Source organism: Pseudoalteromonas sp. A41-2 (assembly GCF_015767615.1).
In the GTDB taxonomy this organism is placed as follows: domain Bacteria; phylum Pseudomonadota; class Gammaproteobacteria; order Enterobacterales; family Alteromonadaceae; genus Pseudoalteromonas; species Pseudoalteromonas lipolytica.
This window is the reverse complement of sequence record NZ_CP065231.1, coordinates 1916782-1942646: the sequence shown is the minus strand read 5'-3', so window position 1 is coordinate 1942646 and position 25865 is coordinate 1916782. Positions and strand designations below refer to the sequence as shown.

Sequence of the window (25865 nt, the reverse complement as noted above, 5' to 3'; positions counted from 1 at the left end):
TGGTTCGATAAAAAGAGTTATATTCCCGTATTTTAACACCAGAGGCGTGAAAAACAAAGATGACAATAGATGTTAAAAAATTAGTCGTTCATTATGTAGACAAAAAAGACGACGATACTGAAATTCATTTACGCAATGATGAAATGGTTGTTAACGACAAAGTCGCTGTATTCATAGAACAGCTTCACCATGCTTACAATGGTAAACCGGGTAAAGGGTATTGTGCATTCAGTGGCGAGAAAACAGTGTTGTAGCTTCTGCAATGCAGAGCTATCGAAACAATGAGCTGGGCTTTTGGCATATGACTGAGCAGGCCACAAATGTATTAAAAGAAGAGCTAAATAAGTATGCGTTTAACGAAACTGGTTATTTAGTTTTTTGCCATTATCAATATGTTGCAAGTGATTATGTGTTAATTGCGCTGATCAATATTAAAGAACATTATTCAATTACTTCGGAACTTGATTTAGCGTCATCGCGTCACTTAGATATCTCACGCATGCAATTAGCTGCGCGTGTCGATTTGACAGCCTGGGACACGCAAGCGGAAGATAATCGCTATATTTCTTTTATTAAAGGGCGTGCGGGGTCGTAAGGTTGCGGATTTCTTTTTAGACTTTTTAGGTTGTGAAGAGGGTATTGACCCTAAACAACAAAGCCAAGTAATGCTTAACGCCGTTGAAGACTACTTATCAGAGCAACAGTTTGATAAATCAGAAAAAGATGAGCTTCGTAAACAAGTTTTTGATTACTGTAATGACTGTATGACCACAGGTGAAGATGCCAACGTTAAAGAATTATCGGCGACATTATCTAAAAGTGATGACAGCCCATTTGACAGCTTTTGCCAAGAACAAAACTATGATTTGGAAGACTCGTTCCCTGTTGATAAAAAGACGGTAACGAGCATGGTTAAGTTCTCTGGTATGGGTGGTGGCGTAAGTGTGAGCTTTGAGCGCAAACACCTAGGCGAGCGCGTTACATATAATGAAGCAACAGACACACTTGTGATTAAAGGTATTCCACCTAACCTAAAAGACCAACTGCAACGCTTTATGGAGCAAGAAGAAGGTTAAATAAAGTCATGCGTTAAGGCATTAGACAGTTGGGTAAACCTCGACAAAATTGACAGACTTTTGGCCCAGTTACTGCTGGGCTTTTTATTGTTTAATAATTAAGGCTTGCAGTAAGACAGTTTATTATTAGGTATTAATCTTTTAGGGTATTATCGGTCAAGATTGGTAAAAAGCTGGCGTATACGTAAGGATGAATAGGGACTTTTCTAAGGCGTTTCACTACAAAAAGTGGGCAAATACTCAATTGCTTGATTTAGGAGAACAGCAGTTTTCAGGGCTTCCAGAAAGTGATGCAACCTTTTTCGTCAGAATCTTAAATCACACAACTGTCGTCGATAGCCTGTTTATTAGCCGAATTTTGAGAGAACCTGAAAAATACAGTGATGATAATACCGTTGAAACACCAACATTTTTAGAGTTGCGCGAGAGGGTAGATGAAAATGACTCATGGTTAGTTCAGTATTCTAAAACAGTACAGCAAGAAGAACTAGAGCGGGTTGTTTCATTTAAATTTGTTGATGGTGATACAGGGCAGATGTCAGTGGCAGAGATTCTAATCCATTTGTTAACTCATGGCAGTAATCACAGAGGTATGGCATCTAGGGTACTTGCGGCAAATAATTTAGAGAGACCTAAGGACACATTCACTCGCTATCTGCATCAATTAGAGCCATTAAGAAGATTTATAGTATAGCCTCTTTTTTATGGGGCGTTATATGCAAAACCTCAAGACGACATAAAGCGTATATCCAGAGTTTAATTGTCACTGAAAGTGAAGATAACAGAGATAAATGAGATGAGTCTTTTGATTTATTCGACCCTCAAATTAAATTTACGAATAGGGATTTTATGACTTACAAAGCAATTAATTTTAAAGAGAAGTTTTCTAAATTTACTGAACATTGGTCACCGCGAGTAATTGCAGAAATGAACGACTATCAATTTAAACTCGCTAAAGTTGAAGGTGAATTTGTTTGGCACGATCACCCTGATACTGATGAAGTGTTTATTGTTATTGAAGGCGAGCTAGAAATCGAATTTAGAGATGGCATTGTAAATTTAGAGTCGGGTGAAATGTTTGTAATCCCTAAAGGGCTTGAACATAAACCCCACGCGAAGACTGAATGTAAAATTATGCTTGTTGAGCCGAAAGGCGTGGTAAATACCGGTGAAGCTGGTGGTGAACTGACCGCAGCGAATGATGTTTGGGTGTAACAAACAAGTCTGATGGTGTCAGATTTGAATCAGCAGCAATTACAAACCCTGAAAAAGGCAGCACTGCGCAGTGTGTGGGTGTTTTTGCTATTAAATAGCAGTCTGTTGCTGTTGTTTTTCTTAGGTAATACAGAGTTTGTGTTTATCGCTTTAGTGATACAGATTAGCATAGTTGTTATTTGGCAATTACCCGTATTTATATTTCACGTAGTTTATAAAAAACAGCCAATATTAATATCGATCTATAAAGCATGGGCGTCATATCGTTACGTTATAGAGCAAGTGCAATGGCCTTAGTATTTAATTTATATAAAAGAAGCGTGTAATGATGGTAACTGCATTTGTAGCAAATTTGCAGGTGGCACAGTCGCGAACCTTGCAGGCGTTGTATTAAATGCGGATAAGCTTTCTGATGCTGAAAAATATAATTGCCTAATTATTAATATTTATCTGTAACAGAGACAAAATAACCGCTAATCTACTGAGATGATTACGACGTATTCTAAGAAAAGGTTTTGAGGTGTAAATTTCTTTTAATACTGCTCTTTATTTTGAGCACATTTAACCCATTTTTTAGCAAGTTGTTAAAATGAAAATGTTAGTTAGGAGAACTAATGCCACACTTTATAATGGACTGCTCTGAAAGTATCCTGAAATCCCATCATGAAGAATGTATTATTGAACAAATCTATCATGTCGCTAATTCTACAGGATTATTCGATGAAGGTGATATTAAGGTAAAAATTAATCCATTTCAAAAGTATTCCGTGGATAATATGAGAAGGTTTTATCCCTGTTTTTTCTCAAATTGATTATTCCATTATTTAGTTTTAGTTAGAAAAGGATGTCTAGCCTATGTATCAACTTTATTTTTCTCTTGCTCTAATATTTATTATTTTTAGTTTGCCCATTTATATTTACTATATAACATTAAAACTTGAACAGTTCGAAGATAAAGGTTCTAGTTTTTTCTCTTTATTTTTTGCAGAGCCAAGCTTGAGGGTAGTACTAACAGTTTTGTGCTTTCCGTTTATAGGCATTATAAGTGTTCTAAGCACAATTAAGACTTTATGTAGACGGAAGCCTGTTAAACCATCTTTGTTATTTTCTGCAATAGTCTCATTACTGTGGTTGGCATTTTTACTTGCAGGGCTTGTGCAATATTTAGGTGAATAGAAGTTAAATAAGCACGAAAATATTTAAAATTTTTATTCGCTTTTTAATGCTATTGTTTTTCTATTATGACTATTGAGTTGTTTACAAGGGATTTTAAAAGCATGAATATATTTCTTATTATTGCAGGTGTATTAAGTGGAATCGTAGCAATTTTGCATCTTGGATGTATTTATTTTGGCGCACCGTGGTATCGCTTTTTTGGTGCGGGGGAACAAATGGCGCTACTATCTGAGCAAGGTAGTATAAAACCAACCCTTATAACCAGTGGCATTACACTCGTGCTCTCAATGTGGTCAATGTATGCGTTTTCTGCTGCTGGGATTATTTTCAAACTCCCATTAACGCGTTTAGCGCTTATATTAATTACGTTCATTTATATTGCCCGGGGCATCGTCGGTTTTTTGTTTGTAAAGTCACCCCAAGGTCGAACTCCCGAGTTTTGGATTTGGAGTTCAATTATTTGTTTATCTTTAGGTGTTGTTCATCTAGTAGGACTGAAACAACAATGGGCTAGTTTGTAGGCAAATTTAAATAAAGTCATTATGATTGCAGCACATATCCAAAGTACCATCTCGTCAACAGATAAGGTGAGACAAGTTGCACTGCGCAAGATTTGATAGTGCTGTTTGAGAATAAGGCGCAAAGCTATAAATTACAACTACGGATATTCAACGTCTATACCGGTACTCTCTATATCAGTACTCTTTATATCGGTGATATCTATATTGGTACTGACTATAACAATACTATCTATATTGACACAATCTGTAGCTTTGATTCGTTAAATCTAAAAAGAGAGTTGTGTGAATGAAAGTAGAAGCATTTTTAGTTAACTCGTTTACTGCAGATGGAAGCGGAGGTAACCCTGCCGGTGTTGTATTCAATGCGGATAAACTTTCTGATGCGGAAAAACTGACTATTGCGAAAGCCGTGGGCTTTTCAGAAACGGCCTTTGTATCAGACGATGAAGAGGTCGATTTTTCGGTGTCATTTTTTACCACAACAGAAGAGGTCGATTTTTGTGGTCATGCTACGCTTGCTGTATTTTCGACTCTATTCAACCAATGTGTGATAGCTGCGGGTAATTACACGCAGAGAACCAAAGCGGGTCTACTCGGAATAACGATTGCCAATGACGGTCAAGTTACGATGGAGCAAACCCTTACCTAAATACCTCGGCAGCTTTGCGTATCATGAGGTCGCTGGATTATTGGGGGTTGATGAAGCGGTTTTAGCATCAACGGCTTTACCGATAGACGTAATCACAACAGGTTTACCCGATATTATCGTTCCTGTACCACGGGGCTATCTCGATAAAATTGAAGTTAATAACGCTGCTCTCAGTGATTTTTGTAAACAACATGAAGTGATTGGTGTGCATGCATTTGAGCTTTACGATGCGCATGAAAAGCTGACTGCAAGTTGTCGAAACTTTGCACCTTTAGTGGGTATTCCAGAAGAATCAGCAACAGGGAGCGCGAGTGGTGCGCTTGCTTGTTACTTAACTAGGCATCTTTATTCTGAACACATTAATCATTTCAAATTTGAACAAGGACGACTTATGGGATGTGCCTCACATATCTCAGCATGCGTTAGATCAGACAAACAAGGTGTGAGTCAGGTGTTAGTGGGTGGATACGCCAGTGGCTTCGGAACCCAAATAATCGAAATATAGTGTATATATCTAAAACAAAAAAGCCGCGTTATTTTCATAACGCGGCTTTTTTCATATAACAGCTAGACTAGTCAGCCGATAATGTTTTAGCCATATCAGCACGGGCTTTACCGGCAGGTTTAATTGAACCTGCGCGTAAACCACTGTCTGGAATAGCTTCACGTTTATCGTGTGCCATAGCACCTGGTGTTGGTACTGGCTCGCTGTCTGCAACTGGTGCAGGTTTTGCCATTGCAGCGCTTGCTGAACCCTTAACTAACACTGTTCTTTCATTGTTAGGTGCTTGTTCAGCTTGCACTGGTTCGTCAGCTTTAACAGGCTCTTCAGCTTTAACAGGCTCTTCAGCTTTAACAGGCTCTTCAGCTTTTACTGGTTCGTCAGCTTTTACTGGTTCGTCAGCTTTAACTGGTTCTTCAGCTTTTACTGGTTCGTCAGCTTTAACTGGTTCTTCAGTTGTTACTGGTTCTTCAGCTTGCACTGGTTCTTCAGCTTGTACTGGCTCTTCAGCTTTTACTGGTTCTTCAGCTTTTACTGGTTCTTCAGCTTTTACTGGTTCGTCAGCTTGTACTGGCTCTTCAGTTTTAACTGGTTCTTCAGCTTGTACTGGCTCTTCAGTTTTAACTGGTTCTTCAGCTTTTACTGGTTCGTCAGCTTGCACTGGTTCTTCAGTTTTTACTGGTTCTTCAGCTTTTACTGGCTCTTCAGCTTTAACTGGCTCATCAGTGTTAGCTGATTCAGGCGCTTCAACTGGTTTCTCAGTTTGCGCTTGTTTAGCTTTTAATTCAGCTTCATATTCAGCAGCAGCTTGATCCGCAACAGGAATAAAGGCAGGTGTGTCACCTTTATCTTCATTTTGCTTTTCATCTTGCTCAGGACGACGACGGCGTTGTCCAGCTGCACGAAGGTGACGAGGTGAACGACGTGAGCGTGTGCGCGGCTGTGCTTGTTCATCATCAGCAACTGACTCAGCGTTTACATTTTGCTCCTCAACCGGTGTGTTGGTTTCTTCTGTTTTAACCGATTTAACGTCAGCTTTTGCAGGTTTTTCTGCTTTAACCTCAGTCTGTGCAGGCGTTTCAGATTTAACCTCTGGTACTACATCGTCTTTCGCTTCTTTCGCCTGTTTGGCAGGTTTTGCTGCTTTGTCTGTTTTCTCAGCCTGAACAGTATCACTGCTCTGAGTTGATTTTACTTCCTCGGCATTTTCGTCTTGTAAACGCACTTTCTTACGAATATTACGACGTTGACGGCGAACCTTAGGTTTAGTCTCTTTCGGTTGCTCCGTTTGCGTTTCTTGAACTGCCTCTGTTGACGTTGTTTCTACGTCATCAGTACGCTTTTCATTTCGCTTTCGGTTAGTCGAATTGCGACGGCGCTTATTACGGTTTTCGTTACTTTCTTTTTGCTCAGGAGCTGAAGTAGTGGCCGGTTTCTCTTCTTTCGCTTCAACGTCTGAAGGACGCTTATTACGAGAGTTATTACGACGACGTTGGTTATTGCTTCTGCGACGGTTGTCGTTATTACGACGGTTGTTGCTGCGCTGTTGTGCCGCTTTTTTCTCTTCTTGCTCTTTTTCAGTCTCTTCTTCAGAGTTGCTGAAGAGTGATTTAAACCATTTACCAATGGCTGCAAATAAACCACCGTCACTTTTCTTAACGTCTTGAGCTGGTTGTTCAGCTTTTGGAGCAGCTTGTGGCGCTGGGTTTGTTGGCATAACAACACCCTTTAACACAGGCTCTTCACGAACCGGTGCTGTGGGTGCTTTAGCCATTTCAAATGCTTCTGGCTCTGGTGCAACGACTTGCTCATAGCTAACAGTTTCAATCGTTTCATCTTTGCGTAAACGAACTACTTCATAGTGCGGTGTTTCCATGTGTTGATTTGGAATAATGACCACATCAACACTATGGCGTTTTTCAATACGGTGCACACTACGGCGTTTTTCATTTAATAAGTAAGCAGCTACCGCAACAGGTACTTGTGCGTTTACTTGCGATGTATTGTCTTTGATTGCTTCTTCTTCGATTAAACGAAGGATAGACAATGCAATTGATTCGTTTGAACGAATAGTGCCTTGACCATTACAACGCGGACACGGACCTTGGCTTGCTTCACCTAGAGATGGACGCAGGCGTTGACGCGACATTTCAAGAAGGCCGAAGCGTGAAATTTTGCCTATTTGTACGCGAGCACGGTCTGGACGTGCAGCATCTTTCAGGCGATTTTCAACTTCACGTTGGTGGCGAGGTGGTGTCATATCGATAAAATCGATAACAATAAGACCACCTAAGTCACGTAGACGTAATTGACGTGCAATTTCATCAGCGGCTTCTAGGTTCGTGTTAAGCGCGGTCTCTTCGATATCACCGCCTTTGGTTGCTTTTGACGAGTTAATATCGATAGAGGTAAGCGCTTCTGTTGGATCAATAACGATTGAACCACCAGAAGGTAAGCGAACTTCTCGTTGGAACGCTGACTCAATTTGGCTTTCGATTTGGTAATGTGTGAATAATGGCACATCGCCTTGATAAAGCTTAACACGGCTCATGAAATCAGGGCGGAAGCGTTCAATATGCGCTTTAGCTTCTTCAAAAACACGGGCTTTATCAATTAAAATTTCACCAATATCACGACGTAGATAGTCACGGATAGCACGGAAAATAACGTTACTTTCTTGGTGAATTAAGAATGGAGCAGGGCCGCTATCTGCAGCTTGTTGAATGGCATCCCAGTGAACTAAAAGCGCTTTTAAGTCGTAGTCTAGTTCCTCGAATGATTTGCCAACACCCGCAGTACGGACAATGAGCCCCATACCTTTAGGAAGTTCTAAACGGCTTAGCGCTTCTTTTAGTTCAGTACGCTCATCACCTTCAATACGACGTGAAATACCGCCGGCACGAGGGTTATTTGGCATAAGCACTAAATAGCTGCCAGCTACGCTTATAAAGGTTGTTAGTGCCGCGCCTTTTTGGCCACGTTCTTCTTTATCAACCTGAACAATTACTTCTTGGCCTTCTTTGATTACGTCACGAATATTCGGACGACCTTGGAATGTATAGCCTTGTGGGAAGTATGTGCGTGCAATTTCTTTAAGTGGAAGGAAACCATGTCTTTCCGCGCCATAATCAACAAAGGCTGCTTCTAGTGATGGTTCGATACGGGTAATTTTACCCTTGTAAATATTGGCTTTTTTTTGTTCGTGACCTGGGCTCTCTATGTCTAAATCATACAGGCGCTGGCCATCAACCAGTGCAACGCGCATTTCTTCTTGCTGCGTCGCATTGATTAGCATACGTTTCATATTGTTACTCTACTAATTTCTGTCGCTGACATGACGATATCATTTCGTCTGTTCAGTGGTTTTTGACGGTTATTCTTGTGCAATCTCACGACTGGTTAAAATCAAAAACCGACGTTGTTCGCTTACATTGAGCGTGTCTATGGTGTGGCTGACAATAACATGTTGTCACGTTATTAAATTCTTTTTGGTGCCAAAACTGCCGCGTCTTTCACGGTTTTAATTTACGAGTTCTGTTCCGAAGTCGACCATGTTCAAATTTTAATTCAATGTCTTGCTACAACAGCTTACTCTGAATGACGTTGTTACGTCGTCACTATCAGACAATTTATCTTGTTCAATTGCTTTTTCTATTCATTAATCAGCATTCGTGCTCAAATTATGCAGGCAATATATTACGCGCATCGCCGATAATTGAACGCTCGTGTTGGCTGGGTAATTATAAAAGCTTTGGAAAACTTAGCGCGGATCTGTATGATCGGCAACCCAGAATATGCATCACGAATGTTTTAATGTGGTAAAAAGCACCGTTGTTACTTGCAAACTTTATGTTCGCAGCGGTGATTATCCCACTATTACAACCGCGTTAGCAACTAAATTATTTACTTAAATCAGTGATTAGGCAATGTCAGAAAAAACCGGCTTACAAGTATCATTTGTTACCATAGGTGAAGACCACTTAGGTCAACGCATTGATAACTTTCTTATTACTCACCTGAAGGGTGTGCCTAAAAGTGCAGTTTATAAAATTCTTCGTAAAGGTGAAGTGCGAGTAAATAAAAAGCGCATTAAACCCGTTTATAAATTACAACTTGATGATGTTATTCGTATTCCGCCCATAAAAGTGGCCGAAAAAGATGAATTTGTGCCGAAAAAGCTAGATAAGGTTAAACAGCTTGAAGAGGCCATTTTATTTGAAGATAAATACTTGATGGTGATTAATAAGCCGTCAGGAATGGCGGTGCATGGCGGCAGTGGTTTAAGTTATGGCTTAATCGAGGCACTGCGAGTACTTCGCCCAGAAGAGCGCAGCCTTGAACTGGTTCACCGTCTTGACCGTGATACTTCAGGCTGTTTACTTATTTCAAAGCGCCGTTCTGTGCTTACACACTTGCATCAGCAGTTGCGTGAAAAAACCATGGAAAAAAATTATTGGGCACTGGTTGATGGGCAATGGGATGCGAAAACTAAAAACGTCACTGAAGGCTTACGTAAAAATACTTTAAAGTCTGGTGAGCGCGTGGTGCGTGTAGACAATACCGAAGGTAAACCGTCGCACACACGTTTCCGTGTTCTAGAGCGTTATGCAGAGTGTTCACTGGTGCAAGCGTCGCCGGTGACTGGGCGTACTCACCAAATCCGTGTTCATACGCAATGCAAAGGTCACCCAATTGCGTGTGATGATAAATATGGTGTGGCTGAATTTGATCAATACGTTAATAAGTTAACGGGGTTAAATCGGTTGTTTTTACATGCGCATGATTTACGCTTTATCCACCCTAAAAACGAAACAACGATGCATGTTGAAGCGCCGTTAGATAAAGCTTTAAGTAATTGTATTAAAAAGTTACGTGCTGATAATGAACAGGTTTAAACTCGCTATTTTTGATTGGGACGGGACAGTCATGGATTCTGTGCCAAAAATTGTGACCTGCCTGCGAAATACTGCGCGAGATTTAGGTATTCCAGTTCCATCAGAGCAACAAGCGAAAGATGTAATAGGTTTGTCGCTAACCAAGGCCACTGAAGTACTTTTTCCTGCTTATTTGCATTTAAACGATGAACTCGTTGCAGGTTATAAAGCACAATATCGTGAATTAGATGCCACACCTACACCTTTGTTCGCAGATGTAGAACCTGTATTAACGCAGTTAAGAGACGCAGGTATAGAGCTCGCTGTGGCTACTGGTAAAGGACGTGAAGGTATTGATAGATTACTTAATGAGTCGGGCCTCGGTAAGTATTTTATGAACGTAAAATGCTCAGATGATGCTATGTCAAAGCCTTCCCCTGATATGCTGGAGCAAATTTTGCGCGAGCAGGGCATAGCGAAAAGTGATGCCGTGATGATTGGCGATAGCCAATTGGATATGGCGATGGCGAATGCCGCTGGTATTGCCTGTATTGGTGTGAGCTTTGGTGCCCACAGCAAGGCGCAGTTGCAACAACATGCGCCGATTACTGTCGTTGATTCGTATTTGCAGTTACTTAGCGTGTTGACATCTCATGCTGAAGAGTCAGTACATCAACACCAAACTCAGCCAGTACTTTAGTTAATGTGATCAGTGGCAGGCCAATAAGTGTATTTGGGTCATCGCCACTGAGCTTGTCAAATAAGCAAATACCTAATCCTTCACTTTTAAAGCTGCCAGCACAATTGTAAGGTTGCTCAGCATCGCAATATGCGCCAATTTGCTCAAGTGTTAGTGTTCTAAAAGTCACGTCGAATGGCACAACCGTCGTGATTGCGTTATTTGATTCTATATCGAAGACACTCAAACCCGTTAAGAATCTCACAGTATGGCCGCTAAATGCGGATAATTGCGCAACGGCGTTTTCTTTATTGTGTGGTTTACCTAGTATTTTATTGTTGAAAACGGCCACCTGATCAGAGCCTATCACTAAGCCATTGGTAAAATGTTCAACTGCGACACGCGCTTTTTGCTCACTTAGTCGCTTAACAAGTTGCGAGGGCGTTTCATTTTCTAGCGCTGATTCATCGATATCAGGTGAAAAACTTTCAAAAGGTAGATTTAATTTAGTTAATAATTGCTGTCTAAATGGTGAGCTTGACGCTAATATAAGTGTTGGTTTCATAAAATATTCTGGGTATAAAATGTCTTTTGGCAAGGATAAGCCACAATGAATCCGAAAACAAAGCAGAAGATCGTTAAAAACCGACTAAAATTGGTTTTTTACTTTGACTAACCAACTAACTATCTATATGATGCAGCCCCTATGCAAAAGGTGAAAATTCCCATCACTCTTCATCCCAGCAAAGCAGCACAACATCGTTTAACGTATGACGGTATTGTACCGCTTGAAAAACTTTCTCGTTTAGAGCAAGTTGTGCAGGAAGAAGCAGGTGAAATAGCGGTAAAGATTCATTGCAAAATTGATGACCAGGGTTTAGTAGTGATAAGTGGTAATTTATCAGTACATGTAACCGTAACTTGTCAACGCTGCAATGGTGAATTAGGGTTGGATTTGGATCAAGACTTTGTGTATTCGCCAGTCGGTTTGGATGCAGAGTCAGATCATCTTCCTGAAGGTTACGATGAAGTAGAACTGGACGAAAATGGCGAAATCAACGTGTTTGAGTTAATCGAAGACGAACTGATTTTGGCAATTCCTATAGTGCCTACACACAACGAAGCCTCGTGCAGTTATTCATCAGAGCCTACAAGCTTTGGTAAATTATCAGCAAAAGATGACAAACCAAATCCATTTGATATTTTGAAACAACTTAAGAAAGATTCTTAGGAGAAGACTAATGGCTGTACAAAAAAGCAAAAAGTCTCGTGCAAGACGCGGCATGCGCCGTTCACACGATGCGATCAGTGGTCCAACTTTAACTGTAGACCAAGTTTCTGGTGAGACTCACCGTCGTCACCACGTAACTGCTGACGGTTACTATAAAGGCGTTAAAGTAATTTCTAACTAAGAGATTGCTATATGCTGACCAATCTAACCATAGCGTTAGATATGATGGGGGGCGATTACGGCCCCCGTTCATCTATCCCCGCCGCCGTAAGAGCGGTAAATGCTAATACCAACTTAAGACTGATCTTATGTGGTAATCAGCAAGTTATTCTTAAAGAACTTGAAGCACTTGATTCGCTTTCTCATCCGCGATTAATCATTCGTCATTGTAGTGAAGTTGTTACTAATGCGTGTGAACCCGCTTCAGCTGTTCGTTCAAAAAAAGATTCCTCAATGCGAGTTGCCCTTGATTTAGTTAAATCGGGTGAAGCGCAAGCCTGTGTAAGCTCGGGTAATACTGGCGCGTTATTTTTTATGGCGCATTATGTATTAAAGATGCTACCGGGTGTAAAACGACCAGCCCTTATTTCAGCTGTCCCTACTGAGCGAAAAGATCCCGTTTATCTATTAGATTTAGGGGCCAATGTGCATTGCGATGCGCAAACACTTTATCAGTTTGGCATTATGGGCTCTGTGGTCGCAGGACAAGCGCTTGGCTGTGATAATCCTCGCGTTAGTTTATTAAATATTGGCTCTGAAGATATCAAAGGGCATGAGGGAATAAAGCAAGCTGCACAACTAATGCAGCAATGTAAATATCTCAACTACACAGGTTACAGTGAAGGTAGCGATATTTTCAGTGGTAAAGCCGATGTGATTGTGTGCGAAGGATTCGTAGGTAATGTGGCATTAAAAACCTGTGAAGGGATTGCCAAACTTATCATGCATAAATTAACGAAAGCCTTACACAAACATTTTTTATACAAATGTTTGGCGTTTTTATTGCGTCCGGTGATAAAAAAGCTCTACAAGCGGGTGAACCCCGACCAGTATAATGGCGCAAGTCTGGTAGGATTGCGCGGTATTGTTGTTAAAAGCCATGGTAATGCCTCTGCAAAGGCGTTCCATGCTGCTATAGATGAAGCCGTGCGGGAAGTCGAACGCCAACTACCTGAAAAAATCGCTGCGATTTTTGAGCAAACACATCCAACAATAAAGTAGTGCAGCATTTAAAAAGCTTGTTATGCTGCCTACAAAAGAATTATTTTTTTGTTTAATGATAAGAGCAAAGTATGGCACATAAAATTGCACTCGTATTTCCAGGTCAAGGCTCACAAACTGTGGGCATGGTATCTGAACTTTTAGCCGATTCTGATATTGTTAAAGCAACATTTGCAGAAGCATCAGACGCGCTTGGCTATGATCTAGCTGCACTTGTACTTAATGGTCCAGAAGAAGAATTAAATCAAACCCATCGTACACAACCGGCCTTGTTAACTGCCAGTGTGGCAATTTACCGCCAATGGTTAGCAGCAAACCCTGATGCAGACGTTGTTATGGCTGGCCACAGTTTAGGCGAGTATTCAGCGCTTGTTTGTGCAGGCGTTGTTAGTTTAAGCGAAGCCGTCAAGCTTGTTGAAAACCGTGGTTTATATATGCAAGAAGCAGTACCAGCGGGTACCGGTTCTATGGCAGCTATTATCGGTTTAGGTGATGATGAAATTAAAGCCGCATGTGAAGCATCGGCTAATGGCGAAGTGGTTTCACCAGTTAATTATAATTCACCTGGTCAAGTTGTTATTGCAGGCCACAAGGCCGCGGTAGAACGCGCATCAGAAGCGTGTAAAGAAGCAGGTGCAAAACGTGCCTTACCACTTGCTGTGAGCGTGCCTTCACACTGTGAATTAATGAAACCTGCGGCAGAAAAATTAGCCGCTGATTTAGCCGCTTTAACATTTAATACACCTAAGTGTGATGTAATTAATAATGTTGACGTTAAAGCAGAGCAATCAAGTGAAGCAATTAAAGATGCGCTAGTACGTCAACTTTACAGCCCAGTACGCTGGACTGAAACTGTACAGGCCCTTGTAGCGCAAGGCATTACACAAAGCTATGAATTTGGCCCAGGCAAAGTATTAACGGGTCTGGCTAAACGTATTGATAAAGCAATGGTATGCGCAGCGGTAAACACGCAAGCTACGATTGATGAAGCGAAATAAGTAGGAATAGAATGACAAATTTATTTTCTCTTGAGGGCAAAGTTGTCCTTATCACAGGTGCTAGCCGCGGTATAGGTAAAGCGATTGCGAATACCTTAGTGGCACAAGGTGCAAAAGTTGCGGGCACAGCGACAAGCGAATCAGGTGCTGCAAAAATCAGTGAGTACTTAGGCGATAATGGTAAAGGTTATGCGTTAAACGTGACTGATCCAGAGTCGATTGAAGCAACACTTGCTGCGATCAAAGCTGATTTAGGTGATATTGATGTATTAGTAAATAATGCGGGTATTACGCGCGATAATTTACTTATGCGAATGAAAGACGGCGAGTGGGATGACATTATTGACACCAACTTAAGCTCTGTTTTCCGTTTATCTAAGGCTGTTTTACGTCCTATGATGAAAAAGAAAAATGGCCGTATCATCAACATTGGTTCAGTTGTAGGCACGATGGGTAATGCGGGTCAAGCAAACTATGCTGCAGCAAAAGCAGGTGTGATTGGTTTTACTAAATCACTTGCACGCGAAGTGGCGTCTCGTGGTATCACGGTTAACGTTGTAGCGCCTGGATTTATCCAAACAGACATGACTGATGAGCTGACCGATGAGCAAAAAGCAGCCACGCTTGCAAATGTGCCAGCGGGTCGTTTAGGTCAGCCTGAAGAAATTGCAGCCGCAGTGTGTTATTTAGCATCTGACGCAGCTGCGTATGTATCGGGTGAAACATTGCACGTAAATGGCGCGATGTACATGGTTTAATGAATGTTAGCACCAAAGTGCTAACAAAAGATTATCGAAAAATGTTGAATTTTTTGTGATCTTGCTTTAAACATACTTGAATTCGCTATGAAAATAAGCGATAAATGAACAAATACCAATCAAGAGGTTTGACCAGATAAGTAATTATCAGCAAATCCTTGAATCACAGAATTATGCGGCGTAAACTACGCCGCAATCTGAAAATAACGCATTGGCGTATTTAATAAAGGAAAGAAGAATGAGCGACATCCAAGAACGCGTAAAGAAAATTATTATCGAGCAACTAGGTGTTAAAGAAGAAGAAGTAAAACATGAAGCTTCTTTCGTTGACGACTTAGGTGCTGATTCACTTGATACTGTAGAACTAGTAATGGCTCTTGAAGAAGAGTTCGACACTGAGATCCCAGACGAAGAAGCTGAAAAGATCACTACAGTTCAAGCTGCAATCGATTACGTTACAGCTCACGCTGAGTAATCAATCGCATTTTGATTTTAAGGGCAGCTTTAGGCTGCCCTTAGTCTATCTAAAGAATGATACTGAATATTTTGGTATACACCCCACCTAAAATAATTTCCTTATTGGAGGCAACCCGTGGCTAAACGTCGAGTCGTCGTAACTGGCTTAGGAATGTTGACACCGCTAGGTAATGATGTTGAATCTACTTGGCAAGGTTTGTTAAACGGTAAAAGTGGTATTCAAACTATCACGCATTTCGATACCTCAAGTTTCGGCACCAAATTCGCAGGTTTGCTGAATGACTTTGATGCATCAGCTTACATGTCACCGAAAGATGCAAAAAAAATGGATTTGTTTATCCAATATGGCATTGCAGCGGGTGTACAAGCACTACAAGATTCTGGCTTAGAAATCACTGACGAAAACGCGACACGCGTTGGCGTCGCAGTGGGTTCGGGCATCGGTGGTTTAACGTTAATCGAAGAAAACCACGTAAAACTATTAAACAGTGGTCCGCGTAAGCTTTCTCCGTTCTACGTACCGTCGACCATCATTAACATGATTTCGGGTCACTTATCGATCATGCATGGGCTACGTGGTCCTAATATCTCAATCGTTACGGCCTGTACAACAGGTTTGCATAACATTGGCCACGCAGCGCGTATGATTGCATACGGTGATGCTGATGCGATGGTTGCGGGTGGTGCTGAAAAAGCATCTACGCCAATTGGTATGGGCGGATTTAATGCAGCTCGTGCATTATCAACACGTAATGATGATCCACAAGCCGCATCTCGTCCGTGGGATAAAGACCGCGATGGTTTTGTTCTGGCCGATGGTGCAGGTGTTATCGTACTGGAAGAGTATGAGCATGCAAAAGCGCGTGGTGCAAACATATATGCAGAGCTTGTAGGTTTTGGTATGAGTGGTGATGCTTACCACATGACCTCACCGCCAGAAGATGGCGCTGGGGCAGCACTTGCTATGGAAAATGCGTTGAAAGATGCACAAGTAAATGCTGACCAAGTGGGCTACATTAACGCGCATGGTACTTCAACGCATGCAGGTGATAAAGCTGAAACATCGGCTGTTAAATCAATTTTTGGTGATGCAGCAAAAGATGTGATGGTTAGTTCGTCTAAATCAATGATGGGTCATTTGTTAGGTGCAGCGGGCTCTGTTGAGTCTATTATTACTATTTTGTCTTTACAAGACCAAAAAGTAAGCCCAACAATTAACCTTGATAACCCTGATGAAGGGTGTGATTTAGACTATGTACCGCACACGGCACGTGACGCTAAATTGGATTATGCACTGTGTAATTCGTTTGGTTTTGGTGGTACTAATGGCTCGTTGCTATTTAAAAAGGTATAATTGCCGGTAACAACGGACTAAATTAAGAAGAGCCCAGTTGTTTAACTGGGCTTTTTTATATGAGTAAATTTAAACAAACAATAATTATAACCAACGACCACACCATGGTCAGCTTTCAAGATCGTGGTCTTAACTATGGTGATGGCTTCTTCACGACGGCTCGCATTAATGATGCCAGTATAGAGCACTGGCCATTACATAAAGCCCGTTTAATAGAATGTGCAGCGCGCTTAGCATTCCCAACTTTAGATTTCATGGCAATAGAAAATGCCTCGCTTCAGGCCATAGGCGATATGCAATCAGGCATTTTAAAAATTGTTATTACCCGCGGCAGTGGCGGCCGAGGTTACGGCTTACCTGAAGCGCCTTCGATTCAAGTTCTTATCACGGTATTACCTGCTGTTGCACATTATAAAACATGGCAAGAGCAGGGGGTTTCACTCGCTATAAGCAGTATTAAACTTGCACATCAGCCTGTGCTTGCCGGTTTAAAAACCTTAAACCGCCTCGAGCAAGTGCTCATTAAAAATCAAATGAACACACTTAATTGCGACGATGTTGTGGTGCTTGATATTAATGACAATGTAATAGAAAGCTCTGCTGCTAATTTATTTGCGATAAAAAATGAACAGATTTTTTCGCCACAATTAAATAACTGTGGGATTACTGGGGTTTACCTAAAATCGTTATGTGCTAAGTTAGCAATTGAGTTTAAACAAATTAGCGTAGAAGAGTTATTAGCGATGGATGCGGTTTTTATGTGTAATAGCTTAATGGGTGTTGTGCCTGTTGCAGCCATTATGGATACACAGTTTGACATTACTCGAAGTAAAGCATTATTAGCGACCCAGTTTGCCAAGGAGAATGTGTGATAAAAGTCATTGTTAGCGTGCTTTTATTAGCATTGCTATGTTGTGGTATTGGCTATCAACAACTTCAAGCAGCATTGAGTATGCCATTAAATGTTACTAACAGCACTCTGTTTAAAGTGGACCGCGGAACAGGATTTAATCAATTATGCAAACAGTGGCAAAGTAAGCAATGGCTTGACAGTTGTTTTAAATTTCAGGTGCTTGCAAAGTTAGACCCGACCTTAACGGATTTAAAAGCAGGCTTGTATGAGCTTGATTCTACCTCTGTAATCGATAATATTCGCCGCATTAATCAAGGCGCTCAAGTCAGCTTTAGTTTTACTATTATTGAAGGGCAACCACTGAGAGAAGTAATTACCAACATTGCTAAGCAAACTCATTTAAAGCAAGACCTTGATGAAGAGAATTTAGCAAAGCAAATTAGCAATAAAGATGAAAATTTAGAAGGTTGGTTATTCCCTGATACGTACCACTATCATAGTGAAGACACGGCCAGCAGTGTATTAAAGCGTGCCTACTCTAAAATGCAAACAGAGCTCGATAATGCGTGGCAAAATAGAGCACACGATTTAATCTTGAACTCACCGTATGAGGCACTAATACTTGCCTCAATTATCGAGAAAGAAACAGGGCTTGCAAGTGAAAGGCCCTTAATATCGGCTGTTTTTACGAATCGGTTAAAGAGCAATATGCGCTTACAAACAGACCCAACGGTAATTTACGGCATCGGAGCCGACTTTGATGGTGATATTAAACGTAAAGATTTAACCACTTACACACCGTATAATACGTATAAAATTAAAGGGCTGCCGCCAACGCCGATTGCCATGCCATCGCGAGCGGCATTACTTGCAGCGGTGAATCCGCCTGAGTCAGAGTATGTTTATTTTGTGGCGAAAGGCGATGGGAGCCATCAATTTTCAAAAACATTGAAAGAGCATAATCGTGCTGTGCAGCAGTACCAATTAAACAAATAACCAGAATAGAGTCATATGACAGCGAAATTTATAGTGATTGAAGGTCTTGAAGGGGCTGGAAAATCAACGGCAATCGCCGTGTGCCAAGCTTACCTACAGCACAAGCAGGTTGAATTTATTAATGTACGTGAGCCAGGTGGTACCCCTGTGGCGGAAGCACTACGTCACATTGTAAAACAGGCCCATGAAGAGCAAATAACGGGTGAGACAGAATTGCTTATTATGTACGCTGCACGGTCTCAACTTGTTGCGAATGTTATTAAACCTGCAATCGATAAAGGGACCTGGGTACTGGGAGACCGTCATGATCTCTCATCGCAAGCCTACCAAGGGGGTGGTCGTGGTATTGAGCAATCAAAACTCTCGTTTTTTGCTGATATGGTTTTAAAAGGCTTAAAGCCAGACTTAACAATATATTTAGATATTGACCCTGCTGTGGGACTTGCACGTGCGAAGGGACGCGGAGAACTTGATCGAATTGAACAAGAAGCGCTCGGCTTTTTTGAACGTACACGTGAGCGTTATTTGGCACTTGCTGAACATGATCCCAGTATTCAAACTGTTGACGCAAATAAAGCGATGCCTGAAGTGCATGCTGCCATCACCACGGTACTTGATACCTTTTTTGAGAGTTTAAAATAATATGCCATTGCCTTGGCTTGAACCCTTACAACAGCAGTTAGCACAGAGCTACTCTCAGCATCGTTTTCACCATGCGCAATTGTTTAATGGTGATAAAGGGGTTGGCAAGCAGCGCTTAGTAGAGCAGTTAGCTGATGGTTTGTTATGTGCCTCAGCCAATAATTTGGTTGCCTGTGGTCATTGTAAAAGTTGTTTGTTAAATCAAGCAGGCACGCATCCCGATAAACGGGTGGTTAAAGTAGACGGGCAAACGATCGGTGTTGATGAAATTCGTGATATTACCGATTTTATAAACCATTCAGCTGCTCAAAACGGTAATAAGGTGGTTGTACTTGAGCAGTGCCATAAAATGACCACAGCCGCTGCCAATGCGCTATTAAAAACGCTTGAAGAGCCAAGTTTACACCGCTACCTATTATTAACCTGTGAACAAATCGCGCAATTACCTGCGACCATACTCAGTCGTTGTGCTGTGCACGAAGTGAAAGTTAATATAGAAACTACGACACAATGGTTAGCCTCCCTAGATATTCCTAATTATTCTTGGTTAGGTTTGTTTTCGCAACAACCACTCCTTGTAGAACAATGGCAAAATGAACAGCAATTAGAGTCTATTGATACACTCTATAAATTTGCAACTGAGATAAAAGACAGCCATAATTTCAGTGCGTTAGTCGACATACTGAATAAAGATACAAGTTTGGTTAATGTCTTTACTTTGTTTTTAACTGAGCATCTAAAAACGCAATTAGTATTGGGAATGGATTTTTTCAGCTATCAAAAAGCGCAATCTGCAATTTCTGAGTTTATTTATAACAGCTCACATGTGCTTGGTTTGAATATGCCGCTGGCCATTTCGCAACTAGCGTTTTCTTTACGTGAAAGCCATAATTAGGACATATTGTGCAAGAATTATTAGTAGATATCGAAGATTTAGAAGAATTATATCGCTGTTACATGCCTTTCATAAAAAATGGTGGTTTGTTTGTACGTACTAATATGCGGTTTGAAATGGGGCATTCATTGGCTTTAAAAGTGACATTACCAGATGCTTTAGAAGATGACGTAATTACTGGGAAGGTTGCTTGGATAACCCCACAAGGTGCACAAAGCTCGAATCCGCCAGGTATTGGTATAAGCTTTATCGACGATAAAACCAATTTAAATGCCAAGATCGAAAAACTGCTGGGTACTATGTTAAACTCTGACAATCCGACGTATACCATGTAAAAAAGTAGTACCATGATTGTAGATTCTCATTGTCATTTAGACCGTCTTGACTTCGACAAACTCGACCTTAATTTAGACCAAGTACTTGAAAACGCACGTGCAAAGCAAGTCGAACACTTTTTATGTGTTAGTGTGACTTTGGAGCAGTTTCCAAGCATGCTTGAAAAAATTAAAGATTATCCAGATGTATCCGCTTCGTGTGGCGTACACCCTCTTGATCAAAAAGATGCACTTGATAAACACCAACTGATCAACCTTGCTACTCACGATAAAGTCGTTGCAATTGGTGAAACAGGTCTTGATTATTATTACTCAAAAGAAACGCATATCGTTCAGCAAGAGAGCTTTGTTGGGCATATAGACGTTGCTAATGAGCTTAACAAACCCCTTATCATTCACACTCGAGATGCGCGTGAGGACACAATTAACCTGATGCGCGCTCATAATGCTGAAAAATGTGGTGGTGTACTGCATTGTTTCACTGAAGATTGGGATATGGCAAAGAAAGCGATTGATATGGGCTTTTATATTTCGATTTCGGGCATTGTTACATTTAAAAATGCCGTTGAACTAAAAGACGTTGTGAAGAAAATCCCATTAGATCGGCTCTTAATCGAAACAGATTCGCCTTATTTAGCCCCTGTACCATACCGTGGAAAAACAAACCAACCCGCGTATGTAGAAGACGTTGCGTATTATATTGCTGAGTTAAAAGGGCTTACTTTTAACGAATTGTCTAGCGCCACGACAGATAATTTCTATTCACTGTTTAAGCAAGCAAAAAGGGCTTAACAATGACCGGCGTATCAAATTTACCTCAACTTATTATGGGGCCTATGGTACGCCGTGCAGATCCTCATCAAGTTTGTTTTCAGTTTGTAACAACCCGAAACAGTGATTATAGAATTGAGTTTGAGGGCCTTGAATCTACCTGTCAGCATGAGGTCATTCAATTAGGCGAGGCTCTCTTTCTTTACTATGTCATTGTTTTACCAACCTCACAGCCATTTGGGGTTGATTCACTGATCTATTATTCACTTCATGATCGTGATAAAAGCCTCGATTTATCTGCATTTTGCTACGAACGTGCCGATTTTCCTGCATTTGTAATTCCTAATAGACTCGATAAAATCTTACATGGTTCGTGCCGTAACCCCCATCATCCTGCTAAAGATAGTTTGGTGGCAGCCGACACGTGGCAAAATGAGCAGCGACAATCGCTAAACGCGGGTGCTGATTTACTTTTGTTATCGGGTGATCAAGTATACGCAGATGATGTTGCAGGGCCGATGTTACTGGCGATAGAAAAAATCATAACGCTGTTTGGGATCTTTAAAGAGCCGCCGCTTAAGCTCAATTTACCCGCTTGTTTTAGCGAACAGCTTTATAGTCGCCATCTTTATTTACCTAAAGTGCCTTGGCAAAATCGCAGCAAATGGGGAGTCGGTTATTGGCTAAAAAAAGATGAGCCTCATTTTTCTAGTTTAAAAGCTGAAAATCATTTAGTACATTTTCAAGAGTTCATTGCACTTTATATACTTAACTTTAGTGCTGTTTCGTGGCAGCTAATTGATTTTGCACAGACAGATTGCCCAACACTGCCGCCTAAACACGCCACGCAATTTCAGCTTGAAAAGGATGCACTCCTTGGCTTTGCGGATGGGTTGAATAAAACACAGCGGTTGTTTGCTAATGTATCAACCCTGATGATGTTTGACGACCATGATGTCACAGATGACTGGAATTTAACGGCAGGGTGGGAGCACGCTATCTATCAACACCCAGTCAGCCGACGAATCGTTAATAACGGCTTAATAAGTTATTGGTTAATGCAAGGAATTGGTAATGATGCGGGTGAAAAAACGCTGTCTTTGTTATCTGCGTTCACAAAAAGCTTTGACGGCCAAACATGGCAGTTCAAAGAGTTCGATAAGCTGATCCTCAATTTCAATTATTGGCATTACGAGCTCAATACCATTCCTAAAGTGGTGGTGCTTGATACGCGCACCCATCGCTGGCGTAATGAGCAAAACTTTAATGAGCCTTCAGGTTTACTCGACTGGGAACGCTTAACCGAACTTGAAGAAAGTTTACTTTCGCATGATAAGGTTATTATCGTTTCTCCAGCGCCCGTATTTGGGGTGAAATCAATAGAAGCGATTCAGGCTATGTTTAATTTTTGTGGTCAGCCTTTATTAGTTGATGTTGAAAACTGGATGGCTCACGAAGGCTCTGCTAAAAAGTTACTCGATACATTTCGGCGTGAAGATACACCGAAAGAAACATTAATTCTTTCTGGCGATGTCCATTATTCATTTTGTTTTTCTGTTCAAAAGCGCTTTGGGAAACATAAAAACCGTATTTGGCAATTAACGGCCAGTGGTATTAAAAATGAGTTCCCGCGAAAACTTATTAACGTACTCGATAAGCTTGATTCAATTTTATATGCCCCGAAAAGCCCCCTTAACTTTTTTACTAAGCGCTGGCAGATGGAAGTTGATAAACATCAAACTAAAGGCGACGGGCAAAAATACCTTGTAAGTAATGCGGCTATCAGCTTGATTGAACTTAATGACGGGTTGCTTGCAAAGTATGAGCTTATTCACGCTGATAACCAAATTACTGAATTTGATTTAAATGATCATTAATCAATTTCTTGTCGGTTAGCTTTTACATATTTAGCCACGTTACTCACGGTATCAAGCCAAAAACCATTGTCTGGGTTTTGTAAATACACGATAAGCTTCTCAAGTGCTTCGCTGTCTGTGGTGTACTGACTGCTTTTACCCACCTCATGCCCCGCAAGAATAATCCAGCTGTTGTTTGTACGGTGCTGTTCAAGCATGGTTTTTATTTGTTCAAAGGTAAGGCCATCAATCGCTAAGCTAGTAAGCTGAGTAAAATCAGTAAAATTAGGGTTGTTGGCGGTTTCATCTAGCCAAGTTCGACCTGTTTTGAAGTGCTTGGCAATAACAGGCACATAACTTTTTGTGTTAGCACCACGCCCTACAAATGTGTTTCCACACGGATATGCGAACGAGGTTGGTTCAATGCCCAGCGTATGCTTGATATAGTCTTGCGCTTTTAGAATATCTTGTTCTATGTCTTTGAGCGTAATTTGCTCAAGAGAACCCCCCTGTTTACGCAACCACTCAAAATTGCCGGTGCATAAATGGCTGGTAGTGTGGTTCGCTATCTCATGCCCAGACTTTACTGCCTTTTGCCATTTTTCAACGCGTTCTTTGACATTAAAAGGGGAGACATAAAAGGTGGCCTTAACCTGATACTTGTCTAATAGTGCTAACCCTGTGTCTACCTGACTGTGTCTGGCATCATCAAAGGAAATACTAATGGCGTTCTTTGCCTTATTAGGATAGCTAAAGCCTTCGTATTGGCTGTTTTTCGCAATACTTTGGAAGCTAATAAAAACGGGAAATAATACACACAGCGGTTTTAACATGGAGGATCCTTTTTAGTTATTTTATTAATGAAATCAAAAAGGATTATGTTTGGCTATGCGACTTTTGAATAAAAAACGCCCAGAACGAATCCGCATTGTTCTGGGCTTAGGGGGTGGCTCTTGCGAGCCTGCGCTAACTTTAAAAAAACACCTTCTAAATTCAGTAGGGAGAAGTAGAAAGTACTTTTAAGTGTAGTTAATGAGATGAAAATTGCACTATAAATGTACAAATTTTATACTGGTTTAAAATCAAGTTGTTACCTTTGTTTACCCAAAGTAGAACCGTGTTTATGCAGCGTTTATTCGCATGTTATACCCATGTTATCAACTGGGTATTTTGCACGAGATCGCGTGGTAAAGAGTTTTTAATTTTATTTTTTTGCCATTTACCTAAACCCACGGGACAGCCACACAGCAATAACACAACTTCACCATTGTCTTGAACCGGTTTTTCAAGACGGATATCTTTACCATTGAAGTAATCATTTGCTTGAGAAGCTGTCATTTCATAAGTGTTTTTAGCGCAATCTTGGCCAAATACTGTGGCAAACTCATGCGTTAAGCGCACACCCCCTTTATGGATCACACCAATTTGGATTCCTAAGCGGGAATATTTGATTTTATCTTGAAGTGCATTAAAGGATTCAGGAAATAACCAAAGTTCTTTGTCACGCTGCATTAAGCTGCCTGGCAGTGATTTTAGACCGAACTGTTTTTTAATTGTTTGCATAAATGCTTGGCTTTGTTTTTTATCAAACGCCGTAAATGGAAAAGCCCCTTTTTTGACTTTTTGATTCGGGTTATCAACTGAAGCTACTTTTTTGAATTTTGCGATAAAGAAGCCTTCGCTATCGTATGTTTGTGGCCATACGTGTAAGTAGCCCTCAGGGGTTGTCGCCTTATTTGCCCCTTCGAATAAACAATCAAGTGGCTGTACTTCAACACAGTTAGGAAATGTGTCTAATAAATACTCACAAACATGCTGGTTTTCAAGTGGGGTTAGGGTACAGGTTGAATAAACGAGTGTACCGCCAGGCTTCAATGCATAAAATGCACTTTTAATGAGTGCTTTTTGAACCGCTGCAATATCGATGTTAGATTCAATGGACCAATTTTTAAGGGCGTCTGCATCTTTACGAACGGTGCCTTCACCAGAACACGGTGCGTCGAGTAAAATGCTATCAAAGCATTCATACATGTAATCACCAAAGATCACACCATCAAAATGTGACAGCGCACAGTTACCCACGCCCATGCGTTTAAGTGTGGCAGCCAGTACTTTTAAGCGTGATGACGACAATTCATTCGCGACTAAAACCCCTTGATTATTCATCATGGCGGCAATTTGTGATGTTTTAGAACCCGGCGCCGACGCCATATCAAGTACCGCATCGCTGTGCTGTACTTCTGTTCTAAGTGCAACCGGGGGGAGCATTGAGCTTGCTTCTTGTACATACATAGCGCCACTTAAATGCAAGTCAGTATTGCCTATGGCAAGAGCGGATTCCTCTTCGCTTGGTCGCGTTAACCAAAACCCTTCTTCGCACCACGGAATGGCCGTTAACTCCCAGCCTTTGCGTGCGCATTGGCGCTGAAACTCTTCAACAGACATCTTTAATGTATTAACGCGTACAGAGCGTCTGAGCGGGCGCCTACAGGCAGCAATAAAATCGTCTAGGGATAAATGTGCAGGAAGGTAGCTTTTTACATCATCAATAAATGAATCGGGAATAAATGTATTAGCGTCCACGAAAGGGCTCTCAAGTCACGTGATAATGTGCTGATCATATCATTTTTGATGTGTACGGGGGACTTTTTTATAGTTTTACACGTATGACTAAACTGTCGACACTTCACCCCTATAAACACTGTTTATGGTCAATATTTTCAAAAGATATCACTTTATGTCGACATTTGGTTGTTTTTTTAGGCTGTTTTCATGGTCTGAAGGTT

General features: G+C 41.1%; 26 protein-coding genes and 1 pseudogene. 23 read left to right on the top strand and 4 right to left on the bottom strand.

Annotation, left to right across the window (positions count from 1 at the left end; translation table 11 throughout):
• Positions 1 to 59 precede the first annotated feature (59 nt).
• From yejK to IT970_RS16085, 7 genes and pseudogenes are all read left to right on the top strand, one after another.
• Positions 60 to 1076: pseudogene (gene yejK, locus IT970_RS08890) on the top strand (nucleoid-associated protein YejK).
• Positions 1077 to 1266: 190 nt separating this feature from the next.
• Positions 1267 to 1770 (top strand): DinB family protein, encoded by a 504-nt coding sequence (locus IT970_RS08885; protein ID WP_180310894.1) that lies wholly within the window; start codon positions 1267 to 1269, stop codon positions 1768 to 1770.
• A gap of 155 nt (positions 1771 to 1925) precedes the next feature.
• Positions 1926 to 2291 (top strand): cupin domain-containing protein, encoded by a 366-nt coding sequence (locus IT970_RS08880; RefSeq protein ID WP_196857228.1) that lies wholly within the window; start codon positions 1926 to 1928, stop codon positions 2289 to 2291.
• A gap of 24 nt (positions 2292 to 2315) precedes the next feature.
• A complete protein-coding gene (locus tag IT970_RS08875; RefSeq protein ID WP_180310893.1) occupies positions 2316 to 2588 on the top strand; it encodes a hypothetical protein in 273 nt (90 codons plus the stop codon).
• A gap of 980 nt (positions 2589 to 3568) precedes the next feature.
• A complete protein-coding gene (locus tag IT970_RS08870) occupies positions 3569 to 3988 on the top strand; it encodes a hypothetical protein (RefSeq protein ID WP_180310892.1) in 420 nt (139 codons plus the stop codon).
• Between the two features lie 286 nt (positions 3989 to 4274).
• On the top strand, positions 4275 to 4637 hold the full coding sequence (locus IT970_RS16090) for a PhzF family phenazine biosynthesis protein (protein ID WP_269216510.1): 363 nt from the start codon (positions 4275 to 4277) through the stop codon (positions 4635 to 4637).
• Positions 4600 to 5142 carry a PhzF family phenazine biosynthesis protein gene (locus tag IT970_RS16085; protein ID WP_269216509.1) on the top strand — a complete coding sequence of 181 codons (543 nt, stop codon included), beginning with the start codon at positions 4600 to 4602 and terminating at the stop codon, positions 5140 to 5142. Before IT970_RS16090 ends, IT970_RS16085 begins: the two co-directional genes overlap by 38 nt.
• Positions 5143 to 5209: 67 nt before the next feature.
• Here IT970_RS16085 and rne read toward each other — a convergent pair whose 3' ends face one another.
• Positions 5210 to 8443, bottom strand: coding sequence for a ribonuclease E (gene rne, locus IT970_RS08860; RefSeq protein WP_196857227.1), 3234 nt, complete (start codon positions 8441 to 8443; stop codon positions 5210 to 5212).
• Between the two features lie 622 nt (positions 8444 to 9065).
• Here rne and rluC point away from each other — a divergent pair.
• Both rluC and IT970_RS08850 read left to right on the top strand, forming a co-directional pair.
• Positions 9066 to 10034, top strand: a complete 969-nt coding sequence (gene rluC, locus IT970_RS08855; protein WP_036967959.1) for a 23S rRNA pseudouridine(955/2504/2580) synthase RluC — start codon at positions 9066 to 9068, stop codon at positions 10032 to 10034.
• The gene (locus IT970_RS08850) at positions 10021 to 10713 is read left to right on the top strand and encodes an HAD family hydrolase (RefSeq protein WP_196857226.1); all 693 of its coding nucleotides are present in this window, start codon (positions 10021 to 10023) and stop codon (positions 10711 to 10713) included. The genes rluC and IT970_RS08850 overlap by 14 nt, the downstream gene beginning before the upstream one ends.
• On the opposite strand, the gene IT970_RS08845 is transcribed toward IT970_RS08850, so the two are convergent.
• Positions 10649 to 11257: a Maf family protein gene (locus tag IT970_RS08845; RefSeq protein ID WP_036967964.1), complete on the bottom strand. Its 609-nt coding sequence runs from the start codon at positions 11255 to 11257 to the stop codon at positions 10649 to 10651. The two genes, IT970_RS08850 and IT970_RS08845, sit on opposite strands and share 65 nt — an antisense overlap.
• Positions 11258 to 11398: 141 nt before the next feature.
• On the opposite strand from IT970_RS08845, the gene yceD reads away from it, so the two are divergent.
• The 14 genes from yceD (at position 11399) to IT970_RS08775 (ending at position 23100) form a co-directional block, all read left to right on the top strand.
• Positions 11399 to 11923, top strand: coding sequence for a 23S rRNA accumulation protein YceD (gene yceD / locus IT970_RS08840; protein ID WP_036967966.1), 525 nt, complete (start codon positions 11399 to 11401; stop codon positions 11921 to 11923).
• Between the two features lie 10 nt (positions 11924 to 11933).
• On the top strand, positions 11934 to 12104 hold the full coding sequence (gene rpmF, locus IT970_RS08835) for a 50S ribosomal protein L32 (RefSeq protein WP_036967969.1): 171 nt from the start codon (positions 11934 to 11936) through the stop codon (positions 12102 to 12104).
• Positions 12105 to 12115: 11 nt separating this feature from the next.
• On the top strand, positions 12116 to 13144 hold the full coding sequence (gene plsX, locus IT970_RS08830; RefSeq protein ID WP_036967971.1) for a phosphate acyltransferase PlsX: 1029 nt from the start codon (positions 12116 to 12118) through the stop codon (positions 13142 to 13144).
• Between the two features lie 71 nt (positions 13145 to 13215).
• The gene (fabD, locus tag IT970_RS08825; protein WP_036967973.1) at positions 13216 to 14142 is read left to right on the top strand and encodes an ACP S-malonyltransferase; all 927 of its coding nucleotides are present in this window, start codon (positions 13216 to 13218) and stop codon (positions 14140 to 14142) included.
• Between the two features lie 11 nt (positions 14143 to 14153).
• On the top strand, positions 14154 to 14900 hold the full coding sequence (fabG, locus tag IT970_RS08820; protein WP_036967976.1) for a 3-oxoacyl-ACP reductase FabG: 747 nt from the start codon (positions 14154 to 14156) through the stop codon (positions 14898 to 14900).
• 238 nt (positions 14901 to 15138) lie between these two features.
• Positions 15139 to 15375 carry an acyl carrier protein gene (gene acpP / locus IT970_RS08815; protein ID WP_016707440.1) on the top strand — a complete coding sequence of 79 codons (237 nt, stop codon included), beginning with the start codon at positions 15139 to 15141 and terminating at the stop codon, positions 15373 to 15375.
• A gap of 117 nt (positions 15376 to 15492) precedes the next feature.
• Positions 15493 to 16731, top strand: coding sequence for a beta-ketoacyl-ACP synthase II (fabF, locus tag IT970_RS08810; RefSeq protein ID WP_036967982.1), 1239 nt, complete (start codon positions 15493 to 15495; stop codon positions 16729 to 16731).
• A 59-nt stretch (positions 16732 to 16790) separates the two neighbouring features.
• Positions 16791 to 17603 carry an aminodeoxychorismate lyase gene (gene pabC, locus IT970_RS08805; RefSeq protein ID WP_180310884.1) on the top strand — a complete coding sequence of 271 codons (813 nt, stop codon included), beginning with the start codon at positions 16791 to 16793 and terminating at the stop codon, positions 17601 to 17603.
• Positions 17600 to 18580 carry an endolytic transglycosylase MltG gene (gene mltG / locus IT970_RS08800; RefSeq protein WP_074989391.1) on the top strand — a complete coding sequence of 327 codons (981 nt, stop codon included), beginning with the start codon at positions 17600 to 17602 and terminating at the stop codon, positions 18578 to 18580. Before pabC ends, mltG begins: the two co-directional genes overlap by 4 nt.
• Positions 18581 to 18595: 15 nt before the next feature.
• Positions 18596 to 19222, top strand: coding sequence for a dTMP kinase (gene tmk / locus IT970_RS08795; protein WP_196857225.1), 627 nt, complete (start codon positions 18596 to 18598; stop codon positions 19220 to 19222).
• A gap of 1 nt (position 19223) precedes the next feature.
• Positions 19224 to 20117: a DNA polymerase III subunit gene (locus tag IT970_RS08790; protein WP_118844363.1), complete on the top strand. Its 894-nt coding sequence runs from the start codon at positions 19224 to 19226 to the stop codon at positions 20115 to 20117.
• 8 nt (positions 20118 to 20125) lie between these two features.
• Positions 20126 to 20452 (top strand): PilZ domain-containing protein, encoded by a 327-nt coding sequence (locus IT970_RS08785; protein WP_036967997.1) that lies wholly within the window; start codon positions 20126 to 20128, stop codon positions 20450 to 20452.
• Positions 20453 to 20464: 12 nt separating this feature from the next.
• Entirely contained in the window at positions 20465 to 21244 is a 780-nt protein-coding gene (locus tag IT970_RS08780; protein ID WP_196857224.1) for a TatD family hydrolase, read from the top strand.
• Between the two features lie 2 nt (positions 21245 to 21246).
• Complete coding sequence (locus IT970_RS08775; RefSeq protein WP_196857223.1) at positions 21247 to 23100, top strand: alkaline phosphatase D family protein; 1854 nt, start codon at positions 21247 to 21249, stop codon at positions 23098 to 23100.
• On the opposite strand, the gene IT970_RS08770 is transcribed toward IT970_RS08775, so the two are convergent.
• Together IT970_RS08770 and rsmF are read right to left on the bottom strand one after the other, a co-directional pair.
• Positions 23097 to 23912, bottom strand: a complete 816-nt coding sequence (locus IT970_RS08770) for a polysaccharide deacetylase family protein (protein WP_196857222.1) — start codon at positions 23910 to 23912, stop codon at positions 23097 to 23099. The two genes, IT970_RS08775 and IT970_RS08770, sit on opposite strands and share 4 nt — an antisense overlap.
• A gap of 310 nt (positions 23913 to 24222) precedes the next feature.
• Positions 24223 to 25662 (bottom strand): 16S rRNA (cytosine(1407)-C(5))-methyltransferase RsmF, encoded by a 1440-nt coding sequence (gene rsmF, locus IT970_RS08765; protein WP_196857221.1) that lies wholly within the window; start codon positions 25660 to 25662, stop codon positions 24223 to 24225.
• Positions 25663 to 25865 lie beyond the last annotated feature (203 nt).